Source organism: Pelistega sp. MC2 (assembly GCF_900099475.1).
In the GTDB taxonomy this organism is placed as follows: Bacteria; Pseudomonadota; Gammaproteobacteria; order Burkholderiales; family Burkholderiaceae_B; genus Taylorella; species Taylorella indica.
This window is the reverse complement of record NZ_LT628275.1, coordinates 90,967-110,144: the sequence shown is the minus strand read 5'-3', so window position 1 is coordinate 110,144 and position 19,178 is coordinate 90,967. Positions and strand designations below refer to the sequence as shown.

Sequence of the window (19,178 nt, the reverse complement as noted above, 5' to 3'; positions counted from 1 at the left end):
GAATTTTCTGTTGGAAAATACTAGCAGTTACCATTAGATGAATTTGACCTCCTAGGAATTTTTATTTACAATACGCTTACTCATTGGGGAGTAGTCTCTTCTTTAAGAAGGTTTACGTCAACATACTTGGCAACACTTGCTATGGCGTAAACGATTAGTGATAGCTAATTTGACAAGACCTTTGATTGTATTTCTCTTCCTGCCGGATACGAGAAGTATGGTCATTCGTCTTTTATTGATTAGTATCCGGCTTAAGGAATCATAATGAACGCACTTCTCATCTCTACTGGTGTTGTTGCTCTCGCCGAAATGGGCGATAAGACTCAATTACTCGCTTTTTTACTAGCCGCTCGTTTCAAAAAACCTCTTCCTATTATCCTTGGTATTATCTGCGCCACTCTGCTCAATCACGCATTAGCTGGTGCACTAGGTGCTTGGGTAACCACGCAAGTTAGCCCTGAAATATTACGTTGGGTATTAGGCATTTCGTTTATCGCTATGGCAATTTGGATCATGATTCCCGATAAACTTGATGATGAACAAGCAGATTACTCACAAAAATTTGGGGTCTTTGGGGTAACCTGTATTGCCTTTTTCCTCGCAGAAATGGGCGATAAAACACAAATTGCAACCGTTGCAATGGCCGCTCGTTTTGATCAACCAATTTTAGTGATTATAGGAACAACATTAGGCATGTTAATTGCCAATGTCCCCGCTGTATTCTTGGGTGAAAAATTCGCCCAAAAAATTCCAATGAAAGTTGTACACACCATTGCCGCTGCCATTTTCTTTCTTTTAGGTATTTTTACTCTATTTAAAGGCGACCAGCTTTTTAGCTAATCGCTGGTGTAGTTATGATGGTGGACGTTTTCCACGATAGATCGATAAACAAGTCGAAAAATTAGTGTCATGAAAAAAGCATCACAGAGAAAATTTCTGTGATGCTCTGAATAACAGTAAAGCAATACTTATCGTGTAAAGCTCTTCCTAAAATGATAAGTCAATACACTTTTAGAGTCACTTTAAATACTGTACATCAACATTAAATAGTTAAATAGAGTTGTCTTAATACAGAGAAAAATAGTTTTAAATTTAACATAAATTTATTCACCTTTACCAAGAGCATTACCATTCACTATACACTTGCCAATAACCGATTTAGCTTCTGTACAAACTCAGCTGGGTTTTCTAATTGAGCACCTTCAACAAGCATCGCTTGATCTAATAAAACGTTTGCCCAATCTGCAAAATCCGCCTCATTTACCTGCTTCATTTTTTCAATTAACGCATGATTAGGGTTAATTTCGAGTGTAGGTTTGATATCAGGGATTTCTTGACCAGCTGACTTTAACATACGCAATAGATGTGGACTTAACTCATGTTGCCCTACTACTACGCATGCTGGAGAATCAACCAAGCGGTTGGTTATCTCTACTGTTTTAACTCTATCTTTTAAGACTGTTTGCAAACGTTCTACCAAAGGTTTCACATTTTCTGCCACTTCTTCTTGATGTTTCTTTTCTTCCTCATCTTCAAAAGCTGCTAAATCTAATCCACCTTTAGAAATAGACACCAATGATTTACCTTCAAATGTTTTGAAGAAGTTCAACGCCCATTCATCAACACGATCAGATAATAGTAAGACTTCAATTCCTTTTTTACGGAAAATCTCTAAATGGGGGCTACTTTTTGCATTGGCAAAACTTTCAGCGACAATATAGTAAATCTTATCTTGTCCTTCTTTCATACGTGACACATAATCTGCTAATGACACGGTTTGTGTCGCTTGCTCATCATGTGTGGAAGCAAAGCGCAATAGCTTAGCAATTCGCTCCTGATTACTTTGATCCTCTCCTAAACCCTCTTTGAGCACTTGTCCAAACTCCGCCCAAAAGCTTGCATAATCTGCTGGACGATTTTCTGCCAAATCTTCTAGCATACTCAAAACACGTTTAGCAGATCCTTCTCGAATCGTTTTCACATCACGACTTTCTTGTAGAATTTCACGTGATACATTTAATGGCAAATCAGCAGAATCAATAATACCTCGAACAAAACGCAGATAATTCGGTAATAATTGCTCCGCATCATCCATGATAAATACACGTTTTACGTAAAGTTTTACACCATGTTTGGCATCACGATCGTATAAATCAAACGGTGCATTTTTGGGAATATAAAGTAACTGAGTATATTCACTACGCCCTTCTACACGATTATGCGTCCACGTTAACGGATCATTAAAATCATGGCTGATGTGTTTATAAAACTCTTTGTACTGCTCTTCACTAATATCTGACTTATTGCGTGTCCATAGTGCATTTGCCTGATTAACTAACTCCCACTCATTACTTTTTTTCATTGTCTGAGCTTCTTGGTCATATTCTTCTTTTGGCATCTGTACAGGCAAAGAAATATGGTCTGAATAACGACGTAGAATTTCTTTTAATTTCCAACCATTTAAAAACTCTTCACCGTCTTCATTCAAAAACAAGGTAATGCTTGTACCTCTACTCTCTTTGGTAACGGTATCAATCGTATATTCACCTTGTCCCTCAGATACCCATTTCACCGCTTCATTCGCCGCTAATCCCGCTTTTCGAGTAAGTACTTGTACTTGTTTTGCCACAATAAAAGCAGAATAAAAACCCACCCCAAATTGTCCAATCAATTGGGCATCTTTCTGTTGATCTCCTGTTAATGAAGCAAAGAATTCTTTCGTCCCAGAACGTGCAATCGTTCCCAAATGAGCAATAACATCATCGCGACTCATACCAATCCCATTATCCTCAATGGTAATGGTTTTATTTGCTTCATCATAAGAGACTCGAATACGAAGCTCAGTATCTTCGGCTAATAACTCTGGATGTTGTAGTGATTCAAAACGCAATTTATCACATGCGTCCGAAGCATTTGAAATTAATTCACGTAAGAAAATTTCTTTATTTGAATAAAGAGAATGAATCATCAATTGAAGTAATTGTTTAACTTCTGTTTGAAAACCCATGGTTTGTGCAGTAGACATCAATAATCTCCTGAAAATAAGCTAATAAATCTGCCTTTAATTGAGGGCAATTTTTTTATTTTCAAGAAAGACAAAAAGAGCATAAGCAAATAAAAATTCCGCCAACAAAATTAGAACCATAAACTATGTAACTATCACAACAAATACTGTGGAATTATCATTAATTGTATTTATTTAAAGATGACATTCTTAGATATGATTTAACATCGTTTTTTATGTCATTATTGACTGTTATGAAAGAAAATTTAAGGCTTGCTTAAATACAAAATACTTTTCCATTTTTCAGCGCATATTTAATTAATTTTTTTTATTAAAACACCCTTAAAACACTAGCTATAGCTAAAGACCAACTAAATTATTATTTTCCATCTATTTTCATCATTTCTTCATCTAAAAGGACTATGATAAAAGCATCAGAATTAGCTATTTTAAGTGTTCCTTTCAACTGACTAGGAGGATAGTATTATGGCAATGATGAGAGCCGCAGCATTTATTGAACCAGGTAGAATTGAGCTTGTAGAAAAGCCTATTCCCGATGTTGGTCCAAACGATGCCTTAATTCGTATTACAACTACTACTATTTGTGGTACTGATGTGCATATTCTCAAAGGAGAATACCCTGTCGCCAAAGGGCTGACTGTAGGTCATGAGCCTGTAGGTGTTATTGAAAAACTTGGTAGCAATGTAAAAGGTTATCATGAGGGTCAGCGTGTCATTGCTGGTGCGATTTGTCCTAGTTTCACTTCTTACCCTTGCCAAGATGGTGTACCATCTCAAGACGGTGCTTATTTAACTGCTGATGGGACTTGTTCTTGCCATGGCTATAAGGCAACAGCAGGTTGGCGCTTTGGTAATATTATTGACGGGACTCAAGCTGACTATGTCCTCGTACCTGATGCACAAGCTAACCTAGAACCTATTCCTGACGGACTTACTGACGAACAAGTATTGATGTGTCCTGATATTATGTCTACAGGCTTCAAAGGAGCAGAAAATGCTAATATTCGCTTAGGTGATTTTGTGGTTGTTTTTGCACAAGGCCCTATCGGTTTATGTGCGACAGCAGGTGCCCGACTCTTAGGTGCTTCAACAGTGATTGCTGTAGATGGGATTAATGAGCGTTTGACTATCTCTCAAAAAATGGGTGCCGATGTGACTCTAAACTTCCGTGAGGTTGATGTCGTTGAAGAGGTCATGAAAATCACTAAAGGTCGTGGCGCTGATTCTGCTATTGAGTGTTTAGGTACTCAAAAAACATTTGAGACGGCTTTGCGCGTATTAAAACCAGGCGGTACATTATCAAGTCTAGGTGTTTACTCAGAAGACTTAGTTATCCCTGTGAGTGCATTTGCAGCTGGTTTAGGTGATCACAAAATTAATACAGCGCTTTGCCCTGGTGGTAAAGAACGTATGCGTCGCCTAATGAAAGTTATTCAAAGTGACCGCATAGATCTCAAAGCGCTCGTTACCCATGAATACAAGCTAGATGATATCGTTGCTGCTTATGATTTATTCGCTAATCAACGAGACGGTGTACTAAAAGTGGCGATTAAACCTTAATCGTTTATTTAGTCAAAAAACAAAGCTCTATTAGGGAGCTGACCCCATAAGTTAGATAACAAACTTATGGGGTATATTTTGAGACTAGCAATTTAGGTTGTAAACTATAACCTACTCAAACGCCGCTGCTGCCCTTTGTAATCGATCATTTAAGGCTTCCCAATTATCATCATCTTGTGGAAGTGATTGCACCATAATACGCTGAAACCCTTTAGTATCTAATTGACGTAACAAGGCATAAATATCATGTGCATAATCTTGTGCATTGGTCGATACATTAAAATAATTTAAATTTGAACTACTAGGAAGCGTATCTATATCTGCAAAAGTCAACACAGCCCATTTTTCTGTTGCAGGCACCAGACTCGGTAACCTATCTAGATCTGCTTCTTTGATAAGTTGTAAGGGAGTATTAGGCGCATAATGTGCTTTCAAAGAACCTGAAACACGTGGCGCTGATTTATCTGGACTAGCCGGCTGGTAGCCCAAAACTTCTGCCAATTGTGATCGGGTAATATGCCCCGGTCTTAGTAAAACAGCCCCTACCCCATCTTTAACACGAGAAAGATCTACAATCGTCGATTCAATTCCAATTTCCGAATCATCCCCTTCTAATACAGACAATATTCCTGAGGCTATTTCTTCAGGGAACTCAGAACGAACATGCACCGCACTCGTAGGTGAGACATGCCCAAACTTATTGGCAGAAGGTGCTGCTACTCCCCCTTGACCATTGGTTTTTAGCATAGCAAACGCTTTTAATAATTGCTGTGCCACGGGATGAGAGGGGCATCGTATACCAATACTATGTTGTCCTCCACTCACAGCAGAAGGAATATGATCAGCCTTGGGGAGGATAAGTGTTAAAGGACCTGGCCAAAATACCTCCATTAAGGCAAACGCTTCCTCCGGAACAGAAGATGCCCAATAGTGAATATTTGCATCAGGTGCAATATGCACAATCAGAGGATGATTAGCAGGACGTCCTTTAGCTTGATAAATCTTCGTAACAGCATCAGGATTTTCAGCATCTGCTCCTAAACCATAGACTGTTTCTGTAGGAAACGCGACTAATTCCCCATTTAACAGTTTTTTAGCCGCTTCAATAAGGGTTGAATCAAATAAATAAGTATCAGACATGCGCATTCAAATGTAAAATTTCACTTACTTGACGAGCATAGTGTAACACCTGTTGAGGATCTTTATTGACGATATTCACATGCCCCATCTTACGCCCTTTTCTAGCCTCTGCCTTTCCATATAAATGCATATGGACACCTGGTAAGGCTAATACTTTATCCCAATCAGGTTCTTTGGCCTCTTGACTATCAATAAACCAACTATCTCCAAGAATATTCAGCATAATTGTCGGCGCTAATAAATCCGTTGCTCCTAATGGCATACCAGCTAATACACGAACTTGCTGTTCAAATTGGCTAGTAAGGCAAGCATTCATTGTGTAATGACCGCTATTATGGGGACGTGGTGCAATTTCATTGGCTACCACACTATCATCTTCAAGAACAAAAAACTCAACACACATAACACCAAAATAGTTTAAACCTGAAGCAATTTTCACTGCTGCTTCTTTGGCTTTTTGTTCGATGAGAGGAGAAATGGATTCAATCCCTACCACTGAACTAGATAAGATTCCATTAATATGAGTATTCACGCCAACTGGAAAGGTAACTACATCTCCAGAGAAACCTCGTGCCATAACAACAGATATTTCTTTTTTCAATGGCAACATAGCTTCTAGTACGCAAGGCACTTCACCAAATGATTTAAATGCCTCTATAGCCTCATCTATCGTCTTAACTCTTGCTTGTCCTTTGCCGTCATAGCCTAGTCTTGCGGCTTTTAAAATTCCCGGGAATAATGTCGCTGGAACTTGAGCTAAATCTGTTGCCGTTCTAACTTCAGCATAGGGGGCAACATCAATACCTTGAGAGGAAATAAAAGCCTTTTCAGCAATACGATCTTGTACAACAGCCACAGCAGCAGCGGATGGACTTACCCGCGCTTGCATAGAAAGATACTTAAGACTCGTAGCTGGTACATTCTCAAACTCTGTCGTAACAGCATTTGTATAATCCAGTAGCTTAGCCAAGCCGTCTTCATCATCATAACTCGCTACAACTTCATATTCAGCCACACTACCAGCTGGACTAGCTACATGAGGCTCAAGCACGACAACCTTATACCCCATACTCTGTGCAGCATGACAAAACATACGGCCCAATTGTCCACCACCTAACATACCCAGCGTTTGTCCGGGTTGTAACACGGTGTTATAAGGCAACGGTTGTTTTTCACTCATGGCTACTTACCTCTGGTAATGTCATCGCTCTTGCTACTTGTGTTTGTTTCTGACGAAACTCAATTAATTTAGCTCGCAGATGTTCATCCGTCATCGCCAATGTTGCGATAGCATGCAACGCAGCATTCGCTGCACCAGCCTCGCCAATAGCAAATGTAGCCACAGGCACTCCCTTAGGCATTTGTACAATAGATAGCAACGAATCCTCACCTCGCAAATACCGTGATGGCACAGGTACGCCAAATACAGGTACCTCTGTTAATGCGGCCATCATACCCGGCAAATGTGCTGCTCCTCCTGCACCGGCAATAATAGCTCGAATACCATTTGCATAGGCTTTTGCACCATACTCCACCATATCATGAGGCATTCTATGTGCTGAAATCACTTGTGCTTCATACTCAACACCAAAATCTTTTAAAATGCGTACAGCATTTTGCATGATATCCCAATCACTAGAGGAGCCCATAATGACGCCAACTTTAGCTACAGTCATGTCTAATCCTAACTCGATTTAAATATAAACAAATTTTTATATTAGCCACGTAAACGATCTAACGCTTCACGATATTTAGCCGCTGTTTTTTCCAATACATCTTTAGGCAAACGTGGCGCAGGAGGTGTTTTATCCCATACCTGTGTCTCTAACCAATCACGTACAAATTGTTTATCAAAAGATGCTGGACTTGTACCCTCTTGATAAGTATCAGCCGGCCAAAAGCGAGAGGAATCAGGCGTCAACACTTCATCCATTAAATGGAGTTTGCCATTTTCATCAAGACCAAACTCAAATTTTGTGTCAGCAATAATAATGCCTTTTGTTGCTGCGTAGTCAGAGGCTTCTTTGTATAAGCGCAAAGTAACGTCACGAATCTGCTCAGCTAGCTCTTTACCTACTACATTCACTACATGCTCAAAGCTCACATTTTCATCATGCTCACCTAAGTCTGCCTTTGCCGCAGGTGTAAAAATAGGCTCTGGTAATTTACTGGCTTGTTTTAAGCCTTCAGGTAATTTAACCCCACAAACAGAGCCCGTTGCTTGATAATCTTTCCAGCCAGAGCCAATAATATAGCCACGAGCTACCGCCTCAACCAGCACTGGTTTCAATCTTTTCACTACCATCGCACGCCCCTTGACTTGTTCGAGCTCATCAGGTGCAACAACATCTTCAGGGCGAATACCAGTTTCATGGTTTGGGATAATATGAGCAAGTTTTTTGAGCCAGAATTCTGTTAGCTCAGTAAGTACCTGACCTTTACCTGGAATCGGGTCATCTAAAATTACATCAAAAGCAGAAATACGATCGCTCGCAATAATTAATAATTTGTCATCACCCACAGCATACATGTCACGCACTTTTCCACGTGCTAATAAAGGTAACGATTTCAAACTAGATTGATGTAATGTACTCACGATAAGCCCTTTAAATTACAAAAAATGATGGCTTATTTTACTACAAATAGCTCTATTTTCCCTTACAATATCCGTTGATTTTATTATTCACCCACAGACTCATGATTTCAACTATTATTGATTTTATTCTTCACATTGATCAACACTTGACCGCCTTATCTGCCAGTTACGGACTTTGGATTTATGCCATTTTATTTCTGATTATTTTTTGTGAAACAGGTCTTGTAGTTACTCCTTTTCTTCCGGGGGATTCTTTACTATTTGCTGCGGGTGGTATTGCCGCTGTTGGGGGAATGAATATTCATGTCATGGTGGGTGTCCTCATTGCGGCAGCGATACTAGGTGATGTGGTTAATTTCACCATTGGAAAGTTTTTTGGGCAAAGACTATTTTCTAATCCAGATTCAAAAATTTTCCGTCAAAGCTATTTAGACAAAACACATGCATTCTACGAAAAATATGGAGGTAAAACCATTATCATTGCTCGTTTTGTACCTATCATCCGTACCTTTGCTCCCTTTGTTGCGGGTATGGCAAATATGCATTATGGGAATTTTTTACGCTATAACGTTATTGGTGGTGCATTATGGGTTGTCCTTTTCTCTTATGCAGGATATTTCTTTGCTAATATTCCAGTTGTCAAAAATAACCTCGGCTTAGTATTAGTAGCCATTATTATTATTTCTGTCTTACCTGCTGTGATAGAGGTTATTAGAGCAAAACGTAGTAAATAGTTAAACCACTTTGGGCATTATTATGTTTATACCCTGTCAGTTTTTTAGTATTTAAGAATTGTTGGCTAAACAACGGTTAAATCTTACCCCTATCATGACCCACACTAACTGGCTATACGGCAATAATCACCACTCTCCCAACAACAAATAACTCCATAAACACTATATGCCTATGGAGTTATTTTTGTCACAACACACTAACAATCAGCGATTACTTCACTTGTTGTGCTAGTTCACCTTTTGCATAGCGAGCAGCCATATCCACTAATGAAATTGGTTTAATTTTACTAGCTTGACCAGCTGCACCAAATGCCTCATAACGGGCGATACATACTTTTTTCGCCGCCTCACGTGCTGGTTTATTGAACTCACGTGGGTCAAATTTTGAAGGGTTTTCAAACAAGAAACGGCGCACTGCTGCCGTCATCGCTAAACGAATATCTGTATCAATATTCACTTTGCGAACACCATATTTAATCGCTTCTTGAATTTCTTCTACAGGCACACCGTAAGTTTCTTTCATATCACCACCGAATTGACGAATTTCTTCGAGCAACTCTTGAGGTACACTTGAAGAACCATGCATCACGATATGTGTGTTAGGTAAGCGAGCATGAATCTCTTTGATACGTTGGATAGAAAGAATATCACCTGTCGGCTTACGTGTGAATTTGTAAGCACCATGACTTGTACCAATAGCAATTGCCAACGCATCAACCTGCGTTTGACGAACAAAGTCAGCTGCTTGCTCAGGGTCTGTCAATAATTGTTCACGTGTCAATGTACCATCTGCACCGTGACCGTCTTCTTTATCACCCTGCATTGTTTCTAATGAGCCCAATACACCTAACTCACCCTCAACAGAGATACCCAAGGCATGAGCCATTTGAACAACTTCTTTCGTTACATCAACATTGTACTCATAACTAGCGACTGATTTACCGTCAGACATTAAGGATCCATCCATCATCACACTAGAGAAACCTAAATCAATAGCTCCTTTACAAATAGCTGGCGATTGTCCATGATCTTGATGCATGACAACCGGAATTTCAGGATAAGACTCTACAGCCGCTTGAATTAAATATTTCAAGAAATGTTCACCCGCATATTTACGTGCACCAGCAGAAGCTTGCATGATAACAGGGCTATTGGTTTCTTTGGCGGCTTCCATAATCGCTTGAACTTGTTCAAGATTATTCACATTAAAGGCTGGTAAGCCATAACCATTTTCCGCCGCATGGTCTAATAATTGACGCATTGACACGAGTGCCATACAAAAACTCCTAGATAATTTGAAAATCTATAATTTCTCTATTTTAAAGCGTATTAAGACTAAAGACTATTTAACCTTCAAAACTTAATAAAAAATTACACTAACCGACGATTGGCTAAACAAGGTAATAACTCTCTCACCTCTTCTATTCTCTTGATAGAAAGGTCTTGAACTTGTATACCCACTTGTTCGCCACAGCTAGCTAATACAAATCCCATAGGGTCAATAACCATACTTTGACCCACGCCTTTAGGTGCCGTTTGTCCACTCGCTAACACATATGAGGTATTTTCTACTGCTCGTGTGCGTAGCAATAAATCCCAATGCATTTCTTTATATGCGCCAGGTATCCAATTCGCACTAATACTTAACACATTAACTCCTCTACTCACTAAAGCACGAGCTAATTCAGGAAAGCGCAAATCATAGCAATTAATCAAACCAAAGCAAAATTCTTTAATCTTAAAAATACCAAACATTGAACCATCTTCATAAAGCGTTCCAGGTTGTACTTTGTCAGATTCTTTAAATTTGAACGCATCATATACGTGAATCTTATTGTATTGGCTAATCACTTCCCCTTTATTATTCAATACTAATAATTGGTTCTGTACACGTTGCTCTGCAGTATCTTTATTAAGGCTCAGTACACCAACAACAATATGCATATTATGCTGTATGCTTAATTGCTTGATAAACTCAATAAAGTCTGGTGTATGCCGTTGTGACATCTCTCTTAATACATTAAGCTCTGATGCAAAAGAGCACATTGATGCTTCCGGAAGTACCAATAACTCAACTTTTGCCATGGCAGCTTTATTGACAAGTTGGCTAATAAATTGCTTATTTTCTTCTATATCATTACTGGCAGGAAATTGCCCCACCGCTACTTTTAATGTATCCATTGCTTACCCATTCATGAACTTTGTTTATGACTATTACAAATCATTTGTTTTTATCATAACCGAGAAACCGATAATTATTTAGATTAACGTATTCCTCGCACAGAAAAATGCACTTCGTCTAGTTTCCTACCATCAATTGAGAATAATTCAAGCGTAAATTTACCTGTTGTAATGGGGAGATAATACGGGTTTTCTCGGCTAATTTCTTTCCCATTCAAATACCAAATAATACGATCTGCTCGTTGCTGATTAACATTATTTGCGGCTAGTTTTAAAGCTTGCTGAGACACTGGAATATCAGGATCGATGGCAATAATTGTGCCATCTGTAGGCTGACTAATCATGGCATTAACTGTAACATCGGTCGTTATATCAGACTCTTCTGTATGCGGTGATTGTTGTGATAGTCTTACCACATCCATTTCTGTACCATGAATAAAAAACTCTTGTCGATCTGCCTCAACAGTAGGCTCATAATGCACTTGTTTCGCCACTATCCCTTGAGGCATTGGGTCAAAAAATACATTATTATTTTTATGCAAATAATCCATCACATCATGCCAAATAGGTGCAGCCCCAGAAACACCACTAATATTACGCATACTTTCGCCTGCACTATTACCCACCCAAACCCCAACGGTATATTTCGGTGACCAACCTATTGTCCAATTATCTCGCATATCTTTACTGGTTCCCGTTTTTACCGCCGTATGATAAGGCGTACTCAAAGCACTATCCAAACCAAAAGTGATAGTTCTTGCTGTCCGATCAGATAAAATGTGTTGGATGATCCATGCACTTTGCTCACTAAATACACGTATTTCTTTTCCCGTATCTTTGGTGCGATTTTCTGATTGATGAGGGTTTGAATACTCAGAATTTATCCATTGTACTGGCGAATAAATCCCTTTATTGGCTAATGCACGATAAGCATTGGTTAAACTTAATAAGGTAATATCCGCACTTCCTAGAGCAAGACTATAGCCATAATAGTCACCACTTTCATACAAAGGCAGCCCCAAAGCAACCAATTCATCTCGAAAATCTTCAGCACCTATCATAGTTAAAGTTTGTACGGCAGGAATATTCAATGACGATGCCAATGCTGTACGAACAGATACCCATCCTTTAAAGCCTTTATCATAATTTTGAGGAATATATAAACCTGTATCAACAGCGACACTCATTTCACTATCATTCAGTAATGATGCTGCTGTCAATAATCTATTATCAAACGCCTGAGCATAAAGAAAAGGTTTTAAGGTTGATCCTGCTTGACGCAATGCTTGCACATGGTCTACCTGAGACGCATTCGATAAGTTGGCTGATGACCCTAGATAGGCAAGAATTTCACCAGAGTTATTATCCAGAACGACCACAGCAGCATCACTCACTTTTTCTTGGAACAGCTCAACTAATCTAGCATGCACTCGTTGCTTCACATATTGCTGCAATTTCTTATCTATGGTTGAACGGATAACTGGTGGTATAGTAAGTTTATTTTTTTGATACTCACTTAATAACGCTCTAGCATAATGAGGGGTTTCTTCTGGATTATCTAAATAATAACTTTGCGGAGAGTTTACAGCATTCGCAATAAAGTCTGGCATATAGTCACATGTCTTCGACTCTATTAATAAACAAGCACGTTTTGCCAATAGAGAAACAGATACATTTGGTGCCCGTAGCATCGCTGCTAATACACTCGCTTCCCGTTTATTCAACGCATAGGTATATTTTTGGAAAAAAGTCTTAGCACCACTTGGCATACCTACCACCTCACCTCTTAATGGCACAAGATTAAGATAGGCCTCCAAAATTTGTGCCTTTGTCCAATGCATTTCTAGACTTTGAGCATAGTATAGTTGTTTTATTTTTTGCCATAATCTACGTTGTCCGCTACCTTGCAATGAAGGGTCTAATAAACCTACTAATTGCATCGTGATAGTAGATGCCCCTCGTTTATCTACCTGCAGCAAGTAGCCCCTGAAAGCATTTGCTAAGGCAATCCAATCAACACCATGATGCTGATAAAAACGTTTATCTTCTGAACGCAAAACGGCTTGTTTCAAATGTTCTGAAAAGTCTTTTTCCTCAACCCACTCACTTTTTCTCGTATCAAAGTCAGTTCGAATAGAAGATAATGATTGTTGTTGTCTATCAAAAATTTGGATATAAGAGCTTTGATTATTTTGTCTAACAGATTGATACGTTGGGGTATCAATAGTGGCAATAATTATTCTCAATACTAATAAAAAAAGCATCGCAAGGATTAATAAAAACACTAGGCTCTTGACTAGATATTTTCTCATGTTCAATCCTTGGATGCTTTCTCACTCACTCGTCATTAGTGAGTTTTCACATAAAAGTCAGTATTAATTGTTTCTCCAAATACAGACGGTGCATACATACCATCAACTCGTGTTGGTGGCATAGTAAATCGACCGACACTATTTAATCTCACCGTGTAACTAAGGTTAACTTCTCCCTGATCCACGAACTGATAATAGGCACGATAAATATCCGCCTTACGTTCCACAAAATCAGGATTTAGATAGTTATCTTCGGTATTCTGACTATTCGATAAAATAGCAGAGTCACGACCTAAACCACTACCTAAAATAGTTGATCCACTTGGAACAGGATCGCTTAGCACTACCCATGTCATCGGTGCATCGGCTGTAATTTTAATTTTTACACGATACACATCGCCAACTGACCATTGTCCAGTAAGTCGTCGTGTGACAGGCTCAATCACCTTTTCTACCCGATAACCAGCATATGTTGGCTCAACAGGATTCACTGCTGCTAGTGTTGAGACTGTTGCCCATACCGTTCCTTTACCCGCTAAATTTAGGTGTAAATTGGCTGGTTTTTTATCGAGCCAAGGCGTAACTATTGTTTGATTCAATGCTACGCCATTCCACTGTTGTGGCTCACCATACCCAGCACCACTCATGCGAATATTAACTTCACCACTCGCTGGGACACGCTCAAATACTCGGCTAAAGTTCTTAATCGCCAACGCCCCTAACACATTATTAGTCGTCATACCCCATTGACCTTTATCCTGTGCTTTAACTAAAGCATTAGTAAGATACGGCACCTCTTCTTTCCACATTGGATCATTAGCTACAGCGGAAATTAGTCTGGCTAAGACAGTTTTGTTATCCTCCATCAGCCACCATAAACCATTCAGTTTAGTCGCCTCTTTGAATACCATACTATCGCCTTGTTTAACCATTTTATTCAAAATAGCTTCACGCAATATTTTCAGTCCCTGTTTCTGGTCAACACCGTCTAAATGCTGATAAATCGTATACAGATTAACAAGACCTAAGGCTGTATAGGAATCATTTAATGAATAATTATCAAGCATATTAGGGGTAACGGCATTATATCTTGCCGCCGCCGCCAATAAAGTCAATTGATAATCGACTGAATCTGGTAATGGTTTCCAGTCACGGTTACGGTTTACTCTACCTTGTAAATAATTGACCAAGGCTTCTAACATTTTTTGTCTAGCATTTTCAGGGATTTCAAATGGCTGCCCAACTTTTGCTGACTCTGCAGAAATAGATAATAGGTAAGCATTGAGTAAAGGGCTTCCTTGTAGATAAGCTGATGGGTAATAACGTACAAAGCCTAAATCATCCATATAGCTAGAAATTTGTGCCATCAAGTCATTCCAAGCAGAATGGTCATCTAACCCTAACGCTACTGATGCTTGTTGTTCAAAGCAAATATAGGGATACTCTTTAAAATAGCGTTTTACACCATCAAGACTGGCACTTAGATTTTTCTGCAATTGTACTTGGATACCGCCACGAACTTTATCATTAATGGTTAAAGCCCTAGTCGGTGCTTGAATAGGCACATTAGTTCCCTTTGAATCGGCGGCAATACTAATAAGCTGAGCATTTCTGATGGTAACAGGCACATAAGGAATTAATGCTTGGTTAATCACTACACGATCTTGAGCGGGTTTTTGAACCGATGCATTAGCTTCTTTAGCATTAAATGTCCATACCAAGTTCTGACGTCCCTCAGTATCACTTAATCGAATAGGATCTACCGACCATGTCATTGTCTGTGCTCTACCAGCAGGGATACTCACCTCTCTAGGCTCTAGCGATAATGCTTGATCATGCCCTTTCTTAACACTACCATCTACAGTTACCGTCATCGTTCTATCGGTAGTATTTCTTAGGGTAATTTGTGCTTCAAATGCATCGGCATCGCGAATGACAAGCGGTAATCCAGAAATAATCTGCAAGTCTTGACGACTAGACAAATCAATTTTTTGCGTACCAAATAAGTCATTACCTGATTCAGCAACAGCAACTACCTCAAATTGAGAAATACTATCGTTTAATGGGAATTCGACTTTTGCCGTTCCTTTATCATCTAGGACAAGATTGGCTTTCCAAAATACCAATGCATCGAATAACTCGCGTGTTGGTGCCAAACCACCGCCACCACCAGCAGGAATAGCCTTACGTCCATAGTGACGTCGTCCGACAATCTCACCTTGAGCTGTCGCTGTTTCGATATCCCAAGAACGTTCTGGGTTCATCACTGCCAATAAATCAGTCGTATTATTTTTTGCTAATTCCAATAATGCCTTATCAACAACAAACAAGGTTACATTGGCATTACTGGCAGGTTGGTTGTTTGGCAAGGTAGCAGAAATATCAACGGTTGCCTTTTCTTTCACTTGATAAACTGCCTTATCAAGTTTCAACGCTAGGTCGATTTTTTGCTGAGAATTATCGACATTAACCTTTACCACACCCATTCTGAATGATGGTTTGGCTAAGTCAATAAGTGTACTTGCCCCATTAGATTGCTCATCATTGGCTAACCAAACTTTACCTGCATCATTTTTGTCACCACGAATTCTTCCACGCACAGATAACACATTGACATAAACATTTGGCAACCAATTTTGCTCAACTTTAAGCTTAAAGGTTGAACTATTTTTCTCGAAATTAACCACTTTATATTCAAGAATATTTTCACGCTCAATACTCACCAATGCCGTTGCTTGACTGAATGGAATACGTACATCAAAAACAGCCTCATCACCGATTTTGTACTCTTTTTTATCAGTAATAACGTCTACTCTATCAGTATCATTTCCGGTATACCAAGAGGCACCTTCAAATACCCATAGCGGAGAATTAACGATGAACTCATTATTATTAGCATCTTTGGCCACCGCTGTTAAATCTAACTCCCCCTCCTCTTTGAGTTGTACCTTACATTTTAATACCCCTTCACTATTACTAGTACCTGAGCACAAATCCCCAAGGTTCTCTACGACAGGATTAGAGTCATATGTATAAAAACCACCCACTAAACGCTTACGTACAACATTATATTTTGTCTTAGTGGCATTAACAGTCACTGGCATATTTGCTGTAGGTTTTCCTTCCGCATTAACTGTCAACACTTCAAACTCGAAGTCTTGGTTTGGCTCAAAATAAGCCGCACTACGTATCCCAGGAATTACAGCACCTGACACCGCACTCACTTTTTGCGAAATTGTTTGTACTTGTCCATTTGGATCCATAAAACTAACTTCAATCAATAAGTCAGTCTGACCTTTAATAGGAGGAATGTTATCAATTACAAATTGACTATTTCCATTCTTATCTAAGGTTAATTTTTTCTTGTCTAAAAAGACCTTGCGACTAACTTCTTCATCCTCTACAGAGTTTGAAAAATTCACATTCTCAAGATTATTAACAGTAAACTCACTTGGAATGGCTACCGCAGACACTTCAATAGGTAACTCAGAGGCAGCACCTCCAGCAAGAAAACTTACCTGAACATTAGCCGTTAATGACTTAGGATTAATTAATTTAGCTCCCTGCTGTTGCTCACTATTTACTTGGATACTACCTTTCAAGAAAGGTAATTTAAACTCCTCAACCTGAAATGAAACGGTCGGCGTATGCGTATTTACCCAACTTTCATCTTCACCTTGTTGGTAGCTAATCTCATATACACCATTTTTGGCTGTTTTAGGCACCACCCACGTAGTCTCGGCATATTGGCTACCATTTTTAGTAGTTTGCCACTTTAATGGTAATTTAATTTGTTCATCTAGAGCGGATAGGTTAAATACTACCGTGTCTGGTAAGACTGTTTGAGCCGTCGGGAAAGCCACACCATTCGGTGTTTGTTGGCGTACAAAATGTTTAATCGTTACTGTTTCGCCTGCTCGCAATAATGTACGGCTAAGTAAAGGATGAATAATTAATTTTGTATCATCGCTATCATAAGATGAATAACTTGACCCTACATTAAATTGCCAATTTTGAATGCCTTTATTCCAATCACTCATGGCAAATGAATAATCAGCAACGCCATAAGACATCGGATGAGTCGCAGGGATACTGGCACTCGCCATATAATTGTAATCATATAGGCACTCTTTATTTTGAGGTATTTTTCCTGAGAACTTAAAAATACCATCTTGATTTGTTTTTCCTGATGCAATCACTTTATTATTGCAACTGGTAATCATCACATCTGCATCTGGAACAACTTTAGAATCCTCTAGCCGAGTAACCCAGACCATAGCATCGTTTGTACCTGTTTTGAAATGCACAGCCATATTAGTGACTAACGCTGCCGTACGTACAAACATAGGCTTAGACTCTTGAGTTAGGATAGAACCTAACTGTGGTGATTGTGCTTCAAAAACATAAAATCCTGGCTGATAAACAGGCAAACCAATCACTTCTGAATCATTCTTTGTATCACTTAAGGCAGGTAATTGAAACTGTGTTGTCCCTTGTTGATGTTCTAATATAGACAAATTACGTATATCTACTTCTGCTTCATTTTCTCTATACTCAGTAGGTAACCCTTCCATGATACGGTCGAAATTTCTAGGACTGATAGTGCGTTGCCCATCAACAGAATCCATCACACTTAACCATTTACGGATATCAGCATGATTCTGGGCTTTAATCTGAGAAACTTTTGCAGGGGTTAATTTACCATTGATACCTAATTCTTTTTCTACATTACGCACCGTCAATGGAATCAACGCAGGTTGCTCCATTAAATTTGCTCCAACTTGTTTAGCATTAGCATAGGTTTCAATAATGCCGAACTTACCTGTTGAAAATTTTAGCAATGGAGGATAGTCACCAAACCCTGATTCTAGCGGGAATTTTTTTGCATTCCGTGCTAAACGTCCACTATCGTCTTGCATATTGTCGGGTAAAGTAACCCAAATCTTAGCATTTGGTGTAAATGGACCTTTATATACCAAACTATCCACTAAGGTTTCTACTTCATTACCATTTTTGAGACTAGGCTTAATTTCTTTGTCATTAACGGTGACTTTGATTTTATCAGCCATCTCTTTTTTAACGTAACTACTGAACAAGAGTCTAAAATCACCTAACGGAGAACAAGGCGTTTTTAATTTAACACGCTCACAAGAAAACAATACTGTAAATGGAGGTCTCACCTTATAAGACAGTACAGAATCTCTTAAGGTTTTATCGCCAGTATTGCTTTCTACGCCTTTTTTAATAACTAAATTAACTTTTGCTCCAGTTGGCAATTTTCGACCGCATTGAACGATAGCGGTTTTGGCTGGGTTATCCGCCGCCATCCAAGGAAAACGATTAAGGATTTGTTCTCTATCTTTTCCTAAGACAAGTTGAACAGGAATATCTTCACCGATATTTGTAGATTGGCAAAAAGTCTGCTGTTCGAGGGATTTAAGATTAACCTCATCCTCAAATGTCAACAAAAACGCTTGTTCTTCATCAATCTCATCACCGTCACTAGGATAAACAGATTGTAAATTAGCTATTTCAGCATGTGCAAATGTACTCGCTACAAATAGGCTCAGCAATGTTGTTATCAACACTTTATGTTTAAATAAAGCCATTCTTTCACCCTATATCAGTAT

The 19,178-nt window shown here is 39.0% G+C and carries 12 protein-coding genes and 1 riboswitch; of the genes, 3 read left to right on the top strand and 9 right to left on the bottom strand.

Annotated features, from left to right (window positions below):
• The first annotated feature begins 73 nt into the window (after positions 1 to 73).
• A riboswitch (yybP-ykoY riboswitch) is annotated at positions 74 to 170 on the top strand.
• A 94-nt stretch (positions 171 to 264) separates the two neighbouring features.
• Positions 265 to 840 carry a TMEM165/GDT1 family protein gene (locus BQ4443_RS06010; RefSeq protein ID WP_023951869.1) on the top strand — a complete coding sequence of 192 codons (576 nt, stop codon included), beginning with the start codon at positions 265 to 267 and terminating at the stop codon, positions 838 to 840.
• Positions 841 to 1,135: 295 nt separating this feature from the next.
• Here the strand turns inward: BQ4443_RS06010 and htpG are convergent, their stop codons facing one another.
• Positions 1,136 to 3,025 (bottom strand): molecular chaperone HtpG, encoded by a 1,890-nt coding sequence (gene htpG, locus BQ4443_RS06005; protein ID WP_071058371.1) that lies wholly within the window; start codon positions 3,023 to 3,025, stop codon positions 1,136 to 1,138.
• Between the two features lie 465 nt (positions 3,026 to 3,490).
• On the opposite strand from htpG, the gene BQ4443_RS06000 reads away from it, so the two are divergent.
• Entirely contained in the window at positions 3,491 to 4,585 is a 1,095-nt protein-coding gene (locus BQ4443_RS06000; protein WP_023951873.1) for an NAD(P)-dependent alcohol dehydrogenase, read from the top strand.
• Positions 4,586 to 4,696: 111 nt separating this feature from the next.
• Here the strand turns inward: BQ4443_RS06000 and BQ4443_RS05995 are convergent, their stop codons facing one another.
• From BQ4443_RS05995 to BQ4443_RS05980, 4 genes are read right to left on the bottom strand one after another with little or no spacing between them, the layout of a single operon-like run.
• Positions 4,697 to 5,725: an L-threonylcarbamoyladenylate synthase gene (locus BQ4443_RS05995; protein ID WP_071058370.1), complete on the bottom strand. Its 1,029-nt coding sequence runs from the start codon at positions 5,723 to 5,725 to the stop codon at positions 4,697 to 4,699.
• Positions 5,718 to 6,905, bottom strand: a complete 1,188-nt coding sequence (locus BQ4443_RS05990) for a 5-(carboxyamino)imidazole ribonucleotide synthase (protein ID WP_071058369.1) — start codon at positions 6,903 to 6,905, stop codon at positions 5,718 to 5,720. The genes BQ4443_RS05995 and BQ4443_RS05990 overlap by 8 nt, the downstream gene beginning before the upstream one ends.
• Positions 6,898 to 7,401 carry a 5-(carboxyamino)imidazole ribonucleotide mutase gene (purE, locus tag BQ4443_RS05985; protein WP_071058368.1) on the bottom strand — a complete coding sequence of 168 codons (504 nt, stop codon included), beginning with the start codon at positions 7,399 to 7,401 and terminating at the stop codon, positions 6,898 to 6,900. The genes BQ4443_RS05990 and purE overlap by 8 nt, the downstream gene beginning before the upstream one ends.
• Positions 7,402 to 7,442: 41 nt before the next feature.
• Positions 7,443 to 8,324: a phosphoribosylaminoimidazolesuccinocarboxamide synthase gene (locus tag BQ4443_RS05980; protein WP_031274720.1), complete on the bottom strand. Its 882-nt coding sequence runs from the start codon at positions 8,322 to 8,324 to the stop codon at positions 7,443 to 7,445.
• A 98-nt stretch (positions 8,325 to 8,422) separates the two neighbouring features.
• Between BQ4443_RS05980 and BQ4443_RS05975 the strand changes: the two genes are divergently transcribed.
• On the top strand, positions 8,423 to 9,055 hold the full coding sequence (locus tag BQ4443_RS05975; RefSeq protein WP_023951882.1) for a DedA family protein: 633 nt from the start codon (positions 8,423 to 8,425) through the stop codon (positions 9,053 to 9,055).
• A 211-nt stretch (positions 9,056 to 9,266) separates the two neighbouring features.
• Here BQ4443_RS05975 and fba read toward each other — a convergent pair whose 3' ends face one another.
• The 4 genes from fba to BQ4443_RS05955 all read right to left on the bottom strand — a co-directional run bounded on the left by fba (position 9,267) and on the right by BQ4443_RS05955 (position 19,157).
• On the bottom strand, positions 9,267 to 10,331 hold the full coding sequence (gene fba / locus BQ4443_RS05970; RefSeq protein WP_023951884.1) for a class II fructose-bisphosphate aldolase: 1,065 nt from the start codon (positions 10,329 to 10,331) through the stop codon (positions 9,267 to 9,269).
• Positions 10,332 to 10,426: 95 nt separating this feature from the next.
• Positions 10,427 to 11,236 (bottom strand): carbon-nitrogen hydrolase family protein, encoded by an 810-nt coding sequence (locus BQ4443_RS05965; protein WP_071058367.1) that lies wholly within the window; start codon positions 11,234 to 11,236, stop codon positions 10,427 to 10,429.
• Between the two features lie 83 nt (positions 11,237 to 11,319).
• The gene (pbpC, locus tag BQ4443_RS05960) at positions 11,320 to 13,548 is read right to left on the bottom strand and encodes a penicillin-binding protein 1C (RefSeq protein WP_071058366.1); all 2,229 of its coding nucleotides are present in this window, start codon (positions 13,546 to 13,548) and stop codon (positions 11,320 to 11,322) included.
• Positions 13,549 to 13,583: 35 nt separating this feature from the next.
• Positions 13,584 to 19,157 (bottom strand): alpha-2-macroglobulin family protein, encoded by a 5,574-nt coding sequence (locus BQ4443_RS05955; RefSeq protein WP_071058365.1) that lies wholly within the window; start codon positions 19,155 to 19,157, stop codon positions 13,584 to 13,586.
• Positions 19,158 to 19,178 lie beyond the last annotated feature (21 nt).

Excerpts from the sequence above, each read along its gene's own strand:
- BQ4443_RS06010 (WP_023951869.1), top strand. The coding sequence starts at position 265 with ATGAACGCACTTCTCATCTCTACTGGTGTTGTTGCTCTCGCCGAAATG.
- htpG (WP_071058371.1), bottom strand. The coding sequence starts at position 3,025 with ATGTCTACTGCACAAACCATGGGTTTTCAAACAGAAGTTAAACAATTA.
- BQ4443_RS06000 (WP_023951873.1), top strand. The coding sequence starts at position 3,491 with ATGGCAATGATGAGAGCCGCAGCATTTATTGAACCAGGTAGAATTGAG.
- BQ4443_RS05995 (WP_071058370.1), bottom strand. The coding sequence starts at position 5,725 with ATGTCTGATACTTATTTATTTGATTCAACCCTTATTGAAGCGGCTAAA.
- BQ4443_RS05990 (WP_071058369.1), bottom strand. The coding sequence starts at position 6,905 with ATGAGTGAAAAACAACCGTTGCCTTATAACACCGTGTTACAACCCGGA.
- purE (WP_071058368.1), bottom strand. The coding sequence starts at position 7,401 with ATGACTGTAGCTAAAGTTGGCGTCATTATGGGCTCCTCTAGTGATTGG.
- BQ4443_RS05975 (WP_023951882.1), top strand. The coding sequence starts at position 8,423 with ATGATTTCAACTATTATTGATTTTATTCTTCACATTGATCAACACTTG.
- fba (WP_023951884.1), bottom strand. The coding sequence starts at position 10,331 with ATGGCACTCGTGTCAATGCGTCAATTATTAGACCATGCGGCGGAAAAT.
- BQ4443_RS05965 (WP_071058367.1), bottom strand. The coding sequence starts at position 11,236 with ATGGATACATTAAAAGTAGCGGTGGGGCAATTTCCTGCCAGTAATGAT.
- pbpC (WP_071058366.1), bottom strand. The coding sequence starts at position 13,548 with ATGAGAAAATATCTAGTCAAGAGCCTAGTGTTTTTATTAATCCTTGCG.
- BQ4443_RS05955 (WP_071058365.1), bottom strand. The coding sequence starts at position 19,157 with ATGGCTTTATTTAAACATAAAGTGTTGATAACAACATTGCTGAGCCTA.